We start from the raw sequence: 14511 nt of genomic DNA on the forward strand, positions 1-14511 counted from the left end.
TGTCGACGTGCGTGAACCAGGTCAACGCCACCGTCAGGGCAGTGCGGGCAGGGAACCGTGTTCTCTTCCCTCCACTGCTTTACGGTGACCTGGACTAGCCCGTCACAGCCTCCACATTGCATGTGGACCATGCGGTTTCCCTTCGGTAGAGACAGAGCAAAGGGCACGGAGAGGTATCCCTATTTCCCCGTGCCCCAAGCTCAGCGTCTAGCGTCGGTTACAGCGGCAGGTACAGAACCGGTACGGCCTCATCAAGCTGGGCCAAGTAGGTTGCTCCGCCATTGCAGTTGAAGCGGTAGTGCGTCCCTGCATACGGGATTTCGATGATGTCGACGGACTTGACCTCGAACGCTCCGGTCCCGTGGAACACCACCAGGTCGGCATCTATGGCGAATTGCCCGTCCTCCGTGCTGCTGCCCGCAGTCACCTCCTGAGCCACCTTCATTCCGAGGACGTAACTGCCCCATGCGTCCCCCCAGATGACCGGTCGAGACAGGTAGTCGGACCGCTTGACGGGAGCCATGGGAGGCGACAGACGCTCTCCCACAATCGGCCCGTCCTCGTGACTGAGAGGCCCGTTAGCGGCCTCCCATTCGGCCACGGCTACGCGTGTCTGGTCGGTGAACGTGCGCCGCATGTGGACGGTGCACAGGAGCAACCCGCGCACCGCCTTACCGCCCTCGTCTGTGTAGGTGACGACGCTTGCGCGCTCCGGGCAGTGGCCGAGCCACTGGTTCACGAACACTTCGCACTTGTGGCCGTCCGGGGTGACGTTCTCCAGTGCCCTTTGCGCGGCCTCACGTGTACCCGCAGCAGCAACCCACAGGGTCTCTTCAACCACCGGATTCCACGCGTAGACAGACCACTTCTCCGGGAGTCCGTCCCTGTCCCCCTGTGTCCTCACGACGTATCCCCGATAGTCCCCGGTCGACTGCTTCCCCAGGTAGCGGATTCCGTCGTATCCGCCATCGCGCCACTTGTTGCTCATGATTGCCTTTCTTACTTCACTTCCATGGACAGCACGCAGTTCGCGTGAATGTCCTCGTGCAGTCGGCCCTTTTCCGTGCGGGCCGAGATACGGCTACCGATACTGACCACAGTGCCCGTGATGATCACCTCCCCATCAAGGAACTTGATGCACAGGTCGTCCCCCGCGTACATTCCGCGCAATGCGGCCTTCATCGTCTTGAGAGTGAACACCTCTGGCCTTTCATTCCTGCCTCTGAGCTTGTCTCTAGAGACTGGCCGAGTAGGGCATGGGTGATCTCCGCCCGGAATTCCGGGTGACCTTCCCATGCCCTCTACGGTCAATCGCTAGCGAGTCATCTCGCGGCAACCCTCACGCACATAGCCGATCTGCTGAGCGACCGTGCGACGCTTTCCGTCATCCCACGTGTCACTGACCATGTCCCGAAACCACAACCGCCCCTCATGAGTGCGCCGCAGCTCGACGCACGGCGCGTAGTGCACCGTTCCGGCCAGCACACGGGCCCGGTAGGGCATGTGGGGGGTGTGGTGGCCCGTGTGAGCCTCTGCCTTGACTGCACCCGCGAGAATGGAGAGAACCGCGAGTGCGAGCATGCCAAGTCGAATACGCATTACGCCGTGACCTCCGGGAGTTCCGCAGTGATGAACCGAGCTTCCATGGCGCGCACGATGTCAACCGCGTCCTCGAACGAGCCCCAAAGCTTCTGACTCGTTACCGTGACGTCGTACAGTTCCGGATTCCGGAACCACACCGTACGAATCTCCCCGTTGTCCATCTGCGCAATGTGCTGCTCGCGCAGATGGCTGGACCTTCCGAGGACGAACGCCTTACGGCGCATGATCTTGGCCAGGACAACCTTGCGCGTTTCCGAATCCTGCATTTCGTGTTCCCTTCTCTCCGCTCCTGTGAGCGGGCATGAGAAAGGCACGGAGACGTATCCCTAAACCTCCGTGCCCGACTGTCCTACTGTGGTTGTGACGCTGTGCCGGCGGGAGCTACTCCCTGTGAGCCGGGCCGTTTCAGCGCGTGCGCTGTGTGTACTCCCAACGGTTCATGCACAGAGGCGACGCACCGTTGTACGGGCCGCATTCCTCGCAGTGCTCACCCTTGTTGACCACGCACCCGCACGGCGCTTCCCACGTTCCGAGGATGGACGCATACGCGTCCCGGTCCGTGTTCGTGAGCGGGACGCGTCCGACACTCAGGGTTTCTCCGTCCGTGAGGACGTAGCTACCAACCCCGTGAGCCGTTGCCGCTGTGTAGACGAACCATCCCTCATGAGTCGGGTGGGGCACGGGTGCCGACTCAATGACCATCCAGGGCGCCATTTCCCACCCGGTGACCATGTCTCCCCGGCGGATGTACTGAGCGGGGAGAGCCGTCCCCAGGTACCGCCGTGCCTTAGGCCCGAACCGCTGCCATGCATTCACATTGCCTCCCAGGGTTTGCCACATGCGCTCGAATACGCAGTGAACAGTGAGGCACACGGACGTATCCCTAAACCCGTGTGCCATAACTGCCAACTACGGCTATCGGCCTTTGCTGCCGAACTGGAGTTTCCCGTCCTTATTGATCCAGTCCAGCACTTGGTACGGGACGGTCAGAGCCCGCATGCACAGGAAGCACAGAGGCTTTTCCGTGTCGGTCTCGTAGAGCACCACTAGTTGCCCCGGATGATCACAGTTGCATCCCCCGCAGTGCGTGAACACCCGCAAGTCCCGCTCGCTCACGCCTCCACCACCCGGAAACCTCCGCGTGCGCCACGCTCGATGATCCGGGACGGGTAGTCGAAGGGGCACCCGTCCGTCCGGAACTCCATTGCGTCCGTCCAGTTTTCCGGGGTGAACGGGTACAGGCTCGCACTCACCGAGTCCGTGTCCCGTGCCCTTCCCCAGGACTTGAGTGCGGATACCGCATCGTCCAGCGTCCGTACAGCGGTGACCACGAACGTTTCATTTCGTCCGGGCTCGTCCACGTGCAGGTAAGCAATCCAGCGCGGCCCCGCAGCGATGCACGCTTTGCACGTGATCTCCAAGGGACTGCCGGACATGAGGGAGTCCGTGCCCGTGATTCCCGCACGTCCGCACGTGGTGCGGTTGTCGCTCCCACGGTCGTACCGGAACTCTCCTCGGATGCCGTGTGTGGTCGTGCTGCTTCCGATGCGGGCAACCATGTTCGCGGTGGTCCCGCTGTAGTCGACCGGCTCGACCTTGCGAACGTTGACCCACACGTTCGCGTCCAGGTACCCCGCGCAGCTCTCACACGCATACAGCGTGTACATGACCGCGTCCTTGATGTCATCCGTCGGGCAATGCGATTCCCGCATCACCCAAGCAGCCGGCACACCTGTCCCAAGGCACAGGTCGTACTCGCAAAGCTTCATTCGCTTTTCCTCTCTTGCGCCATTACGTACGTTCGCAATGGGTGAGAGGGTGCACAGAAGAGTATCCCTAATCCACTGTGCACCCGACTCCCCTACGACTTACGCAAGCGGAGTGACCCGGATGTTCACGCCGTTAACGAGCGCGTATCCGGTCCTGTAGATATCCGCCTTTGCCCTAGTGCACATGCCCTGATGTGCAATGGTGCTCGTGAACGCTGCCACGACGCTAACCATGTTCGCCCAACCACGAACCGGAACCCTGAAAGGCCCGGCGGCATCCGTGAGGCTCACCTCGAATACGTCGTGTGCGAGGTACTCCCGGTGAAACGAGAACTCTTGAGGAGTCAGGAGCCCCGCATCTCTCCGCACGGTGCTTATCGCTACTGGCATTGCTTCCCCTTAGGGGTTGTACTGCGGCCCACATGGGCCCTTGCAAGCGCCAATCAAAGGACAACCGGCACTCCCCTAGGCAGACGCACTCTCAGACGCTCAGAGACACGCTCAGAGGGTCGGTGAGTATCAGTCACCGTGACCCATAGCGCACTGGACACGTCGTGTTGGGTGTGTCTGCCGTAGGCAATATCGGTTGTCGCATGCGTCTTACTGCGGCTACTGCGCGACGCGCGTCGTATGCCTCTGTGTGTGTCTTACTCGCACCCTCACGTTGCTCGTATCGCGCGGCTCAACTCCCGGTCACAGAAGGGGGAGGAGCGATGCTCACGACGTCCACAACGTTGCTGGCACTCACAGAGACAGACTCGGTTTGTTTCGTGGCCACCGCATTCTGTCTCGCATGGATCTAGTCATTGTCCGGATGATCAATCCCGGCTCCTCGGCACATCCGACGCTTTCGCGCTCTAGACCAGTCATCGCGTCACCCTCAGGGCCGCTCGTGCATCTTGGAAGCACACCCTTATTCACTTCGGGTGCGTGTGCCTATGTATTCAGTTAACAAGGTGGCTACGTGACCGCCTGGCCGCCGCCATACGCGTCTGAGTAGGTATCCGCTTGGGTCGACCGTTAGGCCGCCATTCGCGCTCTCAGGGCCGATACCGGGCCCGTGTGGTGAGTCGTTGTGGACTCACCCGCGCTGAGTGGTGGGGACCGTGCGTTCATTTCGCTTCCCTCCCTTCCGGCCCCGCCCCCTTGTGGTGCGGTGCTGGGAGTACGTAATCACAGCAGGCAACTAATGCGCACCCCCGGTGACAGGGAGCGCGCACGCGCACACGTAGAGGCCACATAACCGCAGGTCAGAGGGTGTTTTTTCCGCCCCGCCGGCAATGCATAGAAACATGGATGAAAAGGGGCAAACTCACCGTGATTCGAGTACCTCACAGCACGCAACTTATTTGCAATGCCTTTACCTTTACATCCCTCATAGGTGGACACAACAGGCATGCATGTTATGCATCCGTGATATTCAAGGTTGTTTCGTATATACCCTTGCTAGGTATACGAGTCCGACATAGTGGACATTATGAGTTGCGTATTGTGTCCGCATTACTGAGCTATGTCCGTGACCCACATCACACAATTGGTCAGCGCCGAGCGCTCGAATGCGTCACCCTCGGGTGAGTCCAGGCTTCACAAGCGCACAAAGAATGCACCTGAATTCACGCAGGAATGGCGCTCGTATCTATGCACCACTTCACCTATGCATCATTATCATTCACAAGCGCACAAGGTTATTAATGATGTCGCACACCATGTGATGCATACATACGGGGGTAATATAACGAAAATGAAGCACGTGGACCGCCGGGGGCACCTTCCTTCCATCGTGTACGGGTTTCAATGTTTCACAAGTGCACAAGCCCTAATCCGCTGATCCTCGCTTCAGCTCCCTCAGGCCCGCCGGCACCCTCCCCGCGGTGCCTCAGAACCCCCTCAAGCCGGGCTCGCAATGGTGCATCACTTGGGTGAGGTAACAACATCATTGTCTTCTGCCTCACATTTTGGGGCTCTCGTGTCCTGTTTCCCGCCAGAGGACATGTACGTAATCTATGGAGGCGGTTGGTATACCCGCCTCCGGAAGGTCTCCAGAGACGACAGAGCCCCCCTCCCGCGAAGGAGGGGGGCTCTTTTGCGTTGCCGGTTGCCCTAGGAGCTGTGTGCGGGGACGTCTTCCTCGCTCATCTCAGGCACATCCCCCTTTTCCAACAGAGACCGGGCCTTCTGCATCAATTCTTCGCTCTCGAAGCGAAATCTGCCCACCCTCAGAGCGTCATGGCCGTACATGGTTTTGCCCAACACCACGGTTTTGTCCACTTCAAGCACCCAAGACGCGTTCGGGAGGTCAAGAAACGGGCGCTTAGGGATCAGGCGACTCGAAGAGCCGGTGCAGATCAGCCAACAAGCCTGAGCGAACTCCATTCCGCCATTACCACCCCACAGACGCTGTGGTTCGTGCCGTGCAGCGATGTCCATGAGGGAGAGATCAGGAATGTGTGGGAAGGGGATGTACCCCAATACGGCGTTATCCCCGAAGTTGCCGGTTGACGTATAGGCCACGATGCCCACTCGCCGGGGATTCCATGAGTGCAGAAGACGAAAGACCGATACACGGCCTGTGTCGCTGATTTCCCTTGCCATCTTCGCTCCTAACGCAGCCAGCCCCCGCCACTCTAAAGGGCGGGGGCTGCTGTCACCTACGAGAGCACGAACTATCCGTGGTCACCGCACGGCAGGTCGTTGCACTCCACGGTGTCGGTCTTCCAGAGGGCCGGGTCGACCTCGAACCCCGCCGCCTCGATGCCCCGCAGGGTCCGAGGGATCACCACGGATGCCGGCTCGTACACACGCCCCGGCTCGTCTGCCGGGTTGTGGTGCTTCTTCGGCCAGCCACGGGACGCGAAGAAGTCGTCGTACGGACGGGTGTACTCCAGGAAGGCGTGCACCCCCTTGTCCACGGCCGGGCTGGGGCCGAAGTCCCCGACGCCGGGAGCCTTCAACGCGCTTGCGGCGAGGTAGGCCAACGCCTGATCGGTGATCCGCTCGGCCGTCTCCTGGTCCAGCTTGTTGACCGAGGCCACGCGACGGCTCAGCCGCCCGAAGAACGCGGGATCAACCAGCGTCCTGGCCTTCTGAGCCTCCATGACAGGTGCAGACATGCTCACTCCTCTTTGTTCAGAGTTGTGGTGCATTGCAGACCCGCCCCGGCAACACTTGACCTGTCCTAGGGGTGAAGTGATCCACCGGGGCGGGGGTTGAACCGCCCCTACTGGGATTCCGACAGAGTCACGGGGGGAGCCTCTATTCGGTACGTCCAGCAGGGACGGAGTCTTTGTTAGCGCAGGGGCCCTAGGGCCACACCCAGCACGAAGCCGCATGATCCGGCGATGGTGATGATCAGCAGAGGGCCCGTGAAGCGGGCTAAGAAGTCGATCACTGGACGGTCCGGTTCATGTCGACAGGTTCGAGTTCCGGCGGGGCTGTTGGGGTGGCTCGTTGCTTCATCTGCTCCAAGCGGGCACCGATGAGTTCGTCACGGTCCGGCCTTCGGAGAGCTTCCGGCTCAGCCCCCCACGGCTCACCGGTTTCGAGCGGACGCAGGAAGTAGCCCGCGACCACTCCCATTTCACCCTTGTCCGTGTCGAGCACCGTCTCTCCGATCAGCGGACGATGCGGCCGGTCCGCAAGGACGTTCAGCGGCTCGCGGCTCCTCTTGAGGGCGCGGTTGATCCTCCATACATCCACCAGGCTGAGAGCGCCCAGAACGATGAACGCTTCTCCGTTTTCATCACCCCAGTCCACCCGCATCTGAGAAGGCGCCACGTCGATCCGCCGAAGCAGCTCCCGCAGCTCCTCATAGGCGTCCTGGTAGCGGTTGGTGGTCGGGCCGCCTGGCATAACAACAGTCAGATGGTCGCGGTCCGTTGGGGGCTCGTTGGTCTTGGGCATGGGGGGCCTCTGGTTCCGTCTTACGTCACTGTCTGTGCAACACCCTGGACCCAACGCGAAGAGCGTGGAAGAGTTTCACGTCCCGACCTGGGGTTTGGGCGGTCTGGCATATGCCAAAGCCTGTGACCTGGGGGAAGGCACGTTGAAAGCGAGTGACCAAGCGCATGGGAAGGTGACGTGAGCGTTTCTGACAGCAGTGAGAACCCTCGGCGCCGGTTTGCTGAGGAACTCAAGAGCGCACGGGAGTTGCACGAAAGTGGCCTGTCCCAGACGGAGTTAGGGCAGCGAACACGAACGTCCAAGTCGACGATCAGCCGTCTGGAGTCCACCGACTCACCCATCCCGCCAGAGCTGCCGGCACTGCTCGATCAGGTCTTCAGCACGGAGGGGAAGTTCAAGGCCCTGTACGAGGAGATCGTTGCTGCGGACTTCCCGGCGCTGTACCGACGCCGAATGGCTTTGGAACGGCAGGCAGAGGCCGTGTGGGAGTGGTCCCCAACCATCGTGCCGGGACTCCTACAGACGGCGGGTTACGCTCGCGCACTCTTCCTCAAGGGGGCGCCCAGGGCCACCCCGGAAGAGATCGCCTCCGACGTCGGCAAACGTCTTGCTCGGCAAGCTGTACTGCATACACCGGTGCCGCCAGACCTCCGAGTGGTGCTGTGCGAGTCTGTACTGATGCGCAGGGTTGGCAGTGCTGAAGTCATGCGGGAGCAACTTGCCGCCCTGCTCAACCACGGGCGTCAGCCCACAACCCGGCTGCGTGTCCTGCCCCTGGACGCTGAGGCGCATCTCCTCATCGACTGCGCCACCACGTTTCTCACGCTGCCAAATCACGTGACGGCTGTCTGTGTTGAGGCTTACCGTACGACGGGCATCATTGAGGAGCCCGAGCATGTCAGGGCTGCCGTGCGCACCTACACTGACCTGATGGGCGAAGCACTCCCAGCCCCCCAGAGCGCAAGTCTCATCACTGAGTACATGGAGAAGCTGTGACCCCGAATCCGCCGCAGACCCTCAAGTGGGTCAAATCGAGCTACAGCAACCCTGAGGGTGGAAACTGCGTGGAGTGGGCTCCCTCCGAGGCCACGACTGGCAGCGTTCCAGTCCGGGACTCGAAGGACCCTGAGGGGCCCTCTCTCGTCGTGACGAACCAGGCTTGGACAGCCTTCCTCGGGCTGGTTGGCCGCTAGGACCCTCTGAGCTGGTCACGTACACTCAATACCTGAGAGCCCCTGTCCGTATCCCTGACAGGGGCTCTCGTCGTTGCTGAGGGCTACGCCGCTCGGTACCGGTAGTAGGACGCCTGAGAGATCCCGAGGGCCTCACAGACCTTCTCCACGGTCGGCTTGCGGCCCTCCGTTGCTTCGATCCTCTGCCGGGTCTGCTCGATGGTCTCTCGCGTCAGGGCGAGAGCCTTCCTGCGCGGCTTGGATGGCCGCTCTTCCTTGAGGGAGTCCTCAAGTTCCTCAGAGAGTTCCTCAGCCTCCTCCGTCAGCTCTTCCACGGTCTGAGAGAGCCTCTCCACCTCCACGAGAACCTGACCGGTGTGAGAGAGCAGAGCGCGGCTCTCAGAAGCAACCAGGGCCGTCATGAGGCTCTGAGTGAGGTCCCTCAGCTCTTCCAGCTCCTCAGCCGCAGACTTGACCTGAGTGGGGGTCTCAGCCATGTGCACCAGGTGCGCAATGGTGAGAGGGGGGACGCAGGAGACAGCCACCACCAGGAGAGCGGACCCTTCCATGTAGTTCTGCTCTATCAGGTGGGAGATGCTCTGTGCGCTCATGGCCAGCAGCAGCGCCATGACGGAGCCGATGAGAGCTGTCACCTGTCCGGGAAGCTTCATCTTCCTGCGGTACGTGGCGATGGCACCCGCAGAGAGTGCGTACACCGAGAGGCAGACGGGCATGGCAGGCGCGTACCTCTCCGACCATCCCGCCGTCCGCGCCAAGTCGACCTCTCCGGGGATTGAGAGGTAGAGAGCCGCGATGCACGCCGCCGGCAGTGCTACGTAGAGGATGCCCTTGATGTACCAGGGGGTTGCGGAAGCAGACACACTCGTCCTTTCAGAGTGGGTTGGGGGAGTTGTCAGCCGCAGTCAGCGGCAGTTGCGGCAGATGCCGCCGGGGTGGCCGAGAGGAAAGATCACTTCACACTCAGGGCACTTGGCCCGCTCCACAGGTGCGACGGCAGGCGTCGACAGCACCGGGGCGGCCTTCTGGGGCTGGTGGTTCTTGAGGCGGTACGAGACCAGGGCAACCGCGGATTCGATGGACTCGGGAAGAGCGCGAGTCAGGGTCTTGATCACTTCCATCTCGTGGAAGCCCTCAGAGAGCCACTGAGCGGCCAGCGGAGCCAGGCGCATGCAATCCCGCATCGAGAGCTTGAGAGCGGGCTCAATGCGCTCCAGGCGCTTGAGGCAGGCCACGGCTCGACCGGTCACCGCATCAGCGGGGCCGGAAGTCTTGGTGTCGATCTGGTCGGGAGAACCCTCCCCACCCTGCTTGCTCTCGTCCTCGCAGCCAGAAGGCCGCTCGACGGAGTCAGGGAGGAGGTCATTTCCCTTCGGGTTCTTTTCTCCCTTGGGAGAGCCGCCGACAGCCTGACCAGTCGGGAGACCGACCGTCGGCATGTGGTCAGTCGGGTTGTCCGTGACCGTGGTGAGGGTTACCCATCGGCCCGTCTCGGGGTCCTGCACCTTGGCCCGCTTCACGTAGCCGTGTGTGATCAACTCGTTCATGGCGTTGCTGACCGTGCGGCGTCCGTTGGGGACCTTGGCAGTGATGCGCTCGACCGTGGCGCCGTTGGCGTCCGGGAGCGACAGGAGACGGGTGAGGAGTCCTACAGCCTCAAGGCTGAGGGAGTCATGACGAGCGATCCCGTTAGGGATCTGCACGTAGGCACAGGTGTGCCTTGTACGCTGGACCTGCACTTAGAGACCCACTTCTCTAGGTGTTCCCCGTCCGGTAGCCGCCGGGCGGGCACTGACCCTCAGAGGCACCGGGTAGCCGCCCGGTGAACCCCTCTGGGGGTTAGTTGCTTGCTGTGACGTGGGGAAGGTAGCACAAGGCTCGCCGGGGGTACTACGCCCGAGGGCCTTCAGGGACCGTCATGACTGCCAGCACGCAGCCAGCACGACACCCAGTAGAGACCAGTTTCAACCGGGGTCAACGCGTAGACGTGCTGAGAGTCAGAGCTAGGCGTAACAGGCTTCTGACCTGCGGAAACAACGAAAAGGACCCCCATAGGGGCCCTGTTGGATGTTCTCGTGGTTGTTCTCGCGCTTGAGGTACTCGAACGCGTCGAGGTGCCGGGTGGGCGGGAACCCGGCCTCCGCGCCGGCGATGTCGAAGCCGACGACGCCCAGGTCGCGGTAGCGGTTGGCCAGTTCGGCGATCTCCAGGGCGCGGGCCGCGTGCCGCATGGCGGTCAGCAGGGCGCCCACCCGGATCCGGTGCCCGTTCTCCCGGGCCCGCTTCTCACCCTCCCGGAAGCCCTCGTTCACGGCCTCGACGACCTCTTCGAGGGTGAGCCCGGCCTCCAGGTGCTGTTCGGGCGCGTACCGGACCTCGGCGTAGACGACACCGTCCTCGGCGAGGTCCTCGGCGCACTCGGCGGCGATCCGGACCAGCGCCTCACGGGTCTGCATGACGGCGCAGGTGTGCGCGAAGGTCTCCAGGTACCGCTCCAGGGACCCGGAGTCGGCGGCCTCGCGGAACCAGTTGCCGAGTTTGCCGGGGTCGGACTCGGGGAGACCGGCGTAGCCCGTCTCCCGGGCCAGGTCGACGATCGTGCCGGGGCGCAGGCCCCCGTCGAGGTGGTCGTGCAGCAGGACCTTGGGCGCCCGGCGGATCTGCTCCGAGCTCGGGGTGTTCGGGTGCTGGCTCGTCATTTCCGCACTCTAATGCCTACGCGCGTAGATCTCTCGGCGCGACGATCCGTCGATACCCAACGGTGACCCCCTGGACGGATGGCGTACACCCTTGCTTCTGACACTGTTCTGTCATGGCACAGCAAGCGACGCCGGTTCGCAGGGCCCGGCTGGGGCGGGCGCTCGGCCCGGAACCGACGGCGGTGGGCGGGGTGGTGCTGCTGCTCCCCGGCGGCGACGAGACCTCCGACCGGAAGCCGTCCCCCCTGGCGGCGGCGACCGTACGGGCGCTGGGGCGCCGCCTCACGCAGGCGGCACGCACCGAGGGCCTGGCCACGCACGTGGTGCACTACCGCTACCGCGGCTGGAACGGCACCGAGGCGCACCTGGCGCACGACGCGTCCTGGGCGGCCGACGAGGTCGTACGCCGCTACGGCGACGTCCCCGTCTGCCTCGCCGGAGTGGACATGGGCGCCCGCGCGGCGCTGCGCGCGGCCGGGCACCCGGCCGTCAACTCCGTGCTGGCGATAGCCCCTTGGCTGCCGGAGGAGGACGTGGCCGCGCCGCCCGAACCGGTGAAGCACCTGGCCGGCCGGCAGGTCCTGATCGTGCACGGCACGAACGACGAACGCACGGACCCGGAGCTGTCGTTCCGGCTCGCGGCGCGCGCGAAGAAGGCCCACCGCGACATCTGCCGCTTCGAGGTCCACTCGGACGGACACTCGCTGCACCAGCACCGGAGCGAAGTCCGCGCGCTCGCGGAGGACTTCGTCATGGGCGCGCTGTTCGCGCGGGGCTTCTCCCGCCCGGTGCGGGACGCGTTCGCCGCGCCGCCGCCGCTGGGCCTGCGGATGCCGCTGGCCGCCGGGTTCGGCCGGTCCCTGCGCCGGTAGGGGTCCCGGGAGCGGGCGTTCGCGGGCCGCCTGTGCCGCGTCCCGTACGACCACGCGGCCGCGCTGCGGGCGGGGTCGTCAGTCCGGCAGGAGGTGCCCGCGGCGGGACAGCAGGAACTTCTTGAAGGCCGCGACGGGCGGCGTGTCCGGGTGGCCGTCGAGCCAGGCGACGCCGATCTCGCGGGCCGCGCGCGGCGCGGTGACGGTCAGTTCGACAACTCCCGGGCGGGGCACGGCCGGTGGCGGCAGCAGGGCGACTCCGAGGCCCGCCGCCACCAGCCCGCGCAGCGTCTCGGCCTCCTCGCCCTCGAAAGCGATACGCGGCCTGAACCCCGCCTGCCGGCAGAGGTCGTCGGTGATGCGGCGCAGCCCGTAGCCGGATTCGAGGGTCACGAAGGTCTCGTCGGCCGCCTCGGCGAGACGGATCCGCCTGCGGGCGGCCAGCGCGTGGTCGGCGGGCACCACGAGCCGCAGCTTCTGCTCGTCGAGGCGGCGGCTGACGAGGTCGGGCGCGTCCGGCACCGGCGACGTCAGGCACAGGTCCAGCTCACCGGAGCGCAGCCGCTCGATCATCGCCTCGCCGTAGTTCTGGACGAGGCTGAAGCGGACGCGCGGGTGGTCGGCGCGGAAGGCGCGGATGAGTCCTGGCACCGTCTCGGAGCCCATGGTGTGCAGGAACCCGAAGGCCACCTTGCCGGTGGCGGGGTCGGCGTCGGCGCGCACCTCGTCGGCGGCGCGCTCGATCTCGGCGAGGGCGCGTTCGACGGAGCCGAGGAACGTACGGCCGGCCGGGGTGAGCGAGACCGTCCGGCCGCGGCGGGCGAACAGCTCCACCCCGAGGTCCTGTTCCAGGCGGACCATCGCCCGCGACAGCGTCGACTGCGGCACCTGCATCTCCTGGGCGGCCCGCGTCACGTGCTCGGTGCGGGCGACCCCGGCGAAGTACGCGAGCCGCGGGGCGAGCACCGCCACGATGTCTTCTGTGTCACTGGACGGTGACAGGTGAGCCCCTGACCTCTGCTGATGCACCATGGGAACGATTATGGGGTTTCCGTGCATTGGACGGATGAATGCGGGCTGCCTAGTTTCGGAGCATGCCTTCCGCCAGTACCGAGGCGTCCACCCCCGTGGGCGCCGTCCCGTCCGTCCCCGCTCCCGACGCACCCGCGACCGCCGCACCCGATTCCCGCACGGCCCCCGACGCTCGCATGGCCCCCGGCGGCCCCGGCTACCGCCGGATGAGCCTCGCTCTCTTCCTCGCCGGTGTCGCGACCTTCGCGCTCCTCTACTCGACGCAGGCCCTCCTCCCGCTCGTCTCCGGCGACTTCGGCGTCAGCGCGAGCGAGGCGAGCTGGACGGTGTCGGCCGCGACCGGTGCGCTGGCGCTGTTCGTGCTGCCGATGAGCGCGCTGTCGGAGCGGTTCGGGCGGCGGACGATGATGACGGCGTCCCTGGCGGTCGCCGTGTCCGTCGGTCTGCTGGTCCCCCTCGCGCCCTCGCTCGGCGCGCTGGTGGCACTGCGGGCCGTGCAGGGCGCGGCGCTGGCGGGGCTGCCCGCGTCGGCGACCGCGTATCTGGCCGAGGAGGTCCGGCCCAAGGCGCTGATCACCGCGATCGGTCTGTTCGTGGCGGGCAACAGCGTCGGCGGGATGAGCGGCCGGGTCATCACCGGCTGGGTCGCGCAGGAGTGGGGCTGGCGGGTCGCCGTCGGCGTGATCGGCCTGCTCGCGGTGGCCTGCGCGGTCGCCTTCCGGCTGCTGCTCCCGGCCCCGCGGCACTTCACTCCGGGATCCCTGCGGCCCCGCGTCCTGGCCCGCACGGTCCGCGGCCACCTCGCGAACCCGCTGCTGCGCCGGCTGTACGCGATCGGCGCGCTGTTCATGACGGTCTTCGGCGGGGTCTACACGGTCATCGGCTACCGCCTCACCGAGGCGCCGTTCTCGCTCCCCCAGGGCATCGTCGGCTCGGTCTTCCTGGTCTACCTCGTCGGTACGGTCTCGGCGTCCACGGCGGGCCGGCTGGTCGCCCGGCTGGGCCGGCGCGGCTCGCTGTACCTGGCGGGCGGCACGACCGCGTCCGGTCTGCTGCTGTCCCTGGCCGGCTCCCTGTTCCTCGTCCTGCTCGGCCTGGTCCTGATCACCGCGGGCTTCTTCGCGGGGCACGCGGTCGCGTCCTCCGCGGTGAGCCACACGGCCACGCACGGCCGCGCCCAGGCCTCGGCGCTCTACCAGTCCGCGTACTACGTGGGTTCCAGCGCGGGCAGCACGCTCGGCGCCGTCGCCTTCCACGCGGGCGGCTGGGCCGGCACGGTGGGGATCGGTCTGCTCGCGGTGCTCGGCGTCGTGTCCGTCACGGTGCTCGGCTCCCACGCGGCCCGCGTCAGGGCCCGCCGGGGGCCGGCCCTGGCCTGCTGAACGTCCCGGGCCCGCGGACGACGCGCCCACACACCCCTTCCCACCTGCGACTTCCCCGCTCCGCG

16 protein-coding genes are annotated in these 14511 nt (G+C 65.0%); 4 read left to right on the forward strand and 12 right to left on the reverse strand.

The window, feature by feature from the left end; genetic code table 11:
• Positions 1-217: 217 nt before the first annotated feature.
• The 8 genes from AC069T_RS00425 to AC069T_RS00460 all read right to left on the reverse strand — a co-directional run bounded on the left by AC069T_RS00425 (position 218) and on the right by AC069T_RS00460 (position 7271).
• Entirely contained in the window at positions 218-988 is a 771-nt protein-coding gene (locus tag AC069T_RS00425; RefSeq protein ID WP_478780604.1) for a hypothetical protein, read from the reverse strand.
• Positions 989-999: 11 nt separating this feature from the next.
• Positions 1000-1200, reverse strand: a complete 201-nt coding sequence (locus AC069T_RS00430; RefSeq protein WP_478780605.1) for a hypothetical protein — start codon at positions 1198-1200, stop codon at positions 1000-1002.
• 398 nt (positions 1201-1598) lie between these two features.
• Complete coding sequence (locus tag AC069T_RS00435) at positions 1599-1868, reverse strand: hypothetical protein (RefSeq protein ID WP_478780606.1); 270 nt, start codon at positions 1866-1868, stop codon at positions 1599-1601.
• Positions 1869-2714: 846 nt separating this feature from the next.
• Positions 2715-3371 carry a hypothetical protein gene (locus tag AC069T_RS00440; protein WP_478780607.1) on the reverse strand — a complete coding sequence of 219 codons (657 nt, stop codon included), beginning with the start codon at positions 3369-3371 and terminating at the stop codon, positions 2715-2717.
• A 99-nt stretch (positions 3372-3470) separates the two neighbouring features.
• The gene (locus tag AC069T_RS00445) at positions 3471-3761 is read right to left on the reverse strand and encodes a hypothetical protein (protein ID WP_478780608.1); all 291 of its coding nucleotides are present in this window, start codon (positions 3759-3761) and stop codon (positions 3471-3473) included.
• Between the two features lie 1710 nt (positions 3762-5471).
• Positions 5472-5963 carry a hypothetical protein gene (locus tag AC069T_RS00450; protein ID WP_478780609.1) on the reverse strand — a complete coding sequence of 164 codons (492 nt, stop codon included), beginning with the start codon at positions 5961-5963 and terminating at the stop codon, positions 5472-5474.
• 71 nt (positions 5964-6034) lie between these two features.
• Positions 6035-6481 (reverse strand): glycine-rich domain-containing protein, encoded by a 447-nt coding sequence (locus tag AC069T_RS00455; protein WP_478780610.1) that lies wholly within the window; start codon positions 6479-6481, stop codon positions 6035-6037.
• A 274-nt stretch (positions 6482-6755) separates the two neighbouring features.
• Positions 6756-7271 (reverse strand): hypothetical protein, encoded by a 516-nt coding sequence (locus AC069T_RS00460; RefSeq protein ID WP_478780611.1) that lies wholly within the window; start codon positions 7269-7271, stop codon positions 6756-6758.
• A gap of 177 nt (positions 7272-7448) precedes the next feature.
• On the opposite strand from AC069T_RS00460, the gene AC069T_RS00465 reads away from it, so the two are divergent.
• Together AC069T_RS00465 and AC069T_RS00470 are read left to right on the forward strand one after the other, a co-directional pair.
• Complete coding sequence (locus AC069T_RS00465; protein WP_478780612.1) at positions 7449-8267, forward strand: helix-turn-helix domain-containing protein; 819 nt, start codon at positions 7449-7451, stop codon at positions 8265-8267.
• Positions 8264-8464 carry a DUF397 domain-containing protein gene (locus AC069T_RS00470; protein ID WP_478780613.1) on the forward strand — a complete coding sequence of 67 codons (201 nt, stop codon included), beginning with the start codon at positions 8264-8266 and terminating at the stop codon, positions 8462-8464. Before AC069T_RS00465 ends, AC069T_RS00470 begins: the two co-directional genes overlap by 4 nt.
• Before the next feature lie 83 nt (positions 8465-8547).
• On the opposite strand, the gene AC069T_RS00475 is transcribed toward AC069T_RS00470, so the two are convergent.
• From AC069T_RS00475 to AC069T_RS00485, 3 genes are all read right to left on the reverse strand, one after another.
• Positions 8548-9324: a hypothetical protein gene (locus AC069T_RS00475; RefSeq protein ID WP_478780614.1), complete on the reverse strand. Its 777-nt coding sequence runs from the start codon at positions 9322-9324 to the stop codon at positions 8548-8550.
• A gap of 42 nt (positions 9325-9366) precedes the next feature.
• Entirely contained in the window at positions 9367-10164 is a 798-nt protein-coding gene (locus AC069T_RS00480) for a hypothetical protein (protein WP_478780615.1), read from the reverse strand.
• Between the two features lie 300 nt (positions 10165-10464).
• The gene (locus AC069T_RS00485) at positions 10465-11160 is read right to left on the reverse strand and encodes an amidohydrolase family protein (protein WP_478780616.1); all 696 of its coding nucleotides are present in this window, start codon (positions 11158-11160) and stop codon (positions 10465-10467) included.
• A 113-nt stretch (positions 11161-11273) separates the two neighbouring features.
• Here AC069T_RS00485 and AC069T_RS00490 point away from each other — a divergent pair, with 113 nt between their 5' ends.
• Positions 11274-12032, forward strand: coding sequence for an alpha/beta hydrolase (locus AC069T_RS00490; protein ID WP_478780617.1), 759 nt, complete (start codon positions 11274-11276; stop codon positions 12030-12032).
• Between the two features lie 78 nt (positions 12033-12110).
• Here AC069T_RS00490 and AC069T_RS00495 read toward each other — a convergent pair whose 3' ends face one another.
• The gene (locus tag AC069T_RS00495) at positions 12111-13064 is read right to left on the reverse strand and encodes a LysR family transcriptional regulator (RefSeq protein WP_478780618.1); all 954 of its coding nucleotides are present in this window, start codon (positions 13062-13064) and stop codon (positions 12111-12113) included.
• A gap of 62 nt (positions 13065-13126) precedes the next feature.
• Between AC069T_RS00495 and AC069T_RS00500 the strand changes: the two genes are divergently transcribed.
• Positions 13127-14446: an MFS transporter gene (locus AC069T_RS00500; RefSeq protein WP_478780619.1), complete on the forward strand. Its 1320-nt coding sequence runs from the start codon at positions 13127-13129 to the stop codon at positions 14444-14446.
• The last annotated feature ends 65 nt before the right edge of the window (positions 14447-14511 follow it).

This window comes from Streptomyces sp. NPDC043867 (assembly GCF_056435845.1).

What these genes read in the sequence shown, in the direction of transcription:
- AC069T_RS00425 (WP_478780604.1), bottom strand. Translation starts at nt 988, where the DNA reads ATGAGCAACAAGTGGCGCGATGGCGGATACGACGGAATCCGCTACCTG.
- AC069T_RS00435 (WP_478780606.1), bottom strand. Translation starts at nt 1,868, where the DNA reads ATGCAGGATTCGGAAACGCGCAAGGTTGTCCTGGCCAAGATCATGCGC.
- AC069T_RS00440 (WP_478780607.1), bottom strand. Translation starts at nt 3,371, where the DNA reads ATGAAGCTTTGCGAGTACGACCTGTGCCTTGGGACAGGTGTGCCGGCT.
- AC069T_RS00445 (WP_478780608.1), bottom strand. Translation starts at nt 3,761, where the DNA reads ATGCCAGTAGCGATAAGCACCGTGCGGAGAGATGCGGGGCTCCTGACT.
- AC069T_RS00450 (WP_478780609.1), bottom strand. Translation starts at nt 5,963, where the DNA reads ATGGCAAGGGAAATCAGCGACACAGGCCGTGTATCGGTCTTTCGTCTT.
- AC069T_RS00455 (WP_478780610.1), bottom strand. Translation starts at nt 6,481, where the DNA reads ATGTCTGCACCTGTCATGGAGGCTCAGAAGGCCAGGACGCTGGTTGAT.
- AC069T_RS00460 (WP_478780611.1), bottom strand. Translation starts at nt 7,271, where the DNA reads ATGCCCAAGACCAACGAGCCCCCAACGGACCGCGACCATCTGACTGTT.
- AC069T_RS00485 (WP_478780616.1), bottom strand. Translation starts at nt 11,160, where the DNA reads ATGACGAGCCAGCACCCGAACACCCCGAGCTCGGAGCAGATCCGCCGG.
- AC069T_RS00490 (WP_478780617.1), top strand. Translation starts at nt 11,274, where the DNA reads ATGGCACAGCAAGCGACGCCGGTTCGCAGGGCCCGGCTGGGGCGGGCG.
- AC069T_RS00495 (WP_478780618.1), bottom strand. Translation starts at nt 13,064, where the DNA reads ATGGTGCATCAGCAGAGGTCAGGGGCTCACCTGTCACCGTCCAGTGAC.
- AC069T_RS00500 (WP_478780619.1), top strand. Translation starts at nt 13,127, where the DNA reads ATGCCTTCCGCCAGTACCGAGGCGTCCACCCCCGTGGGCGCCGTCCCG.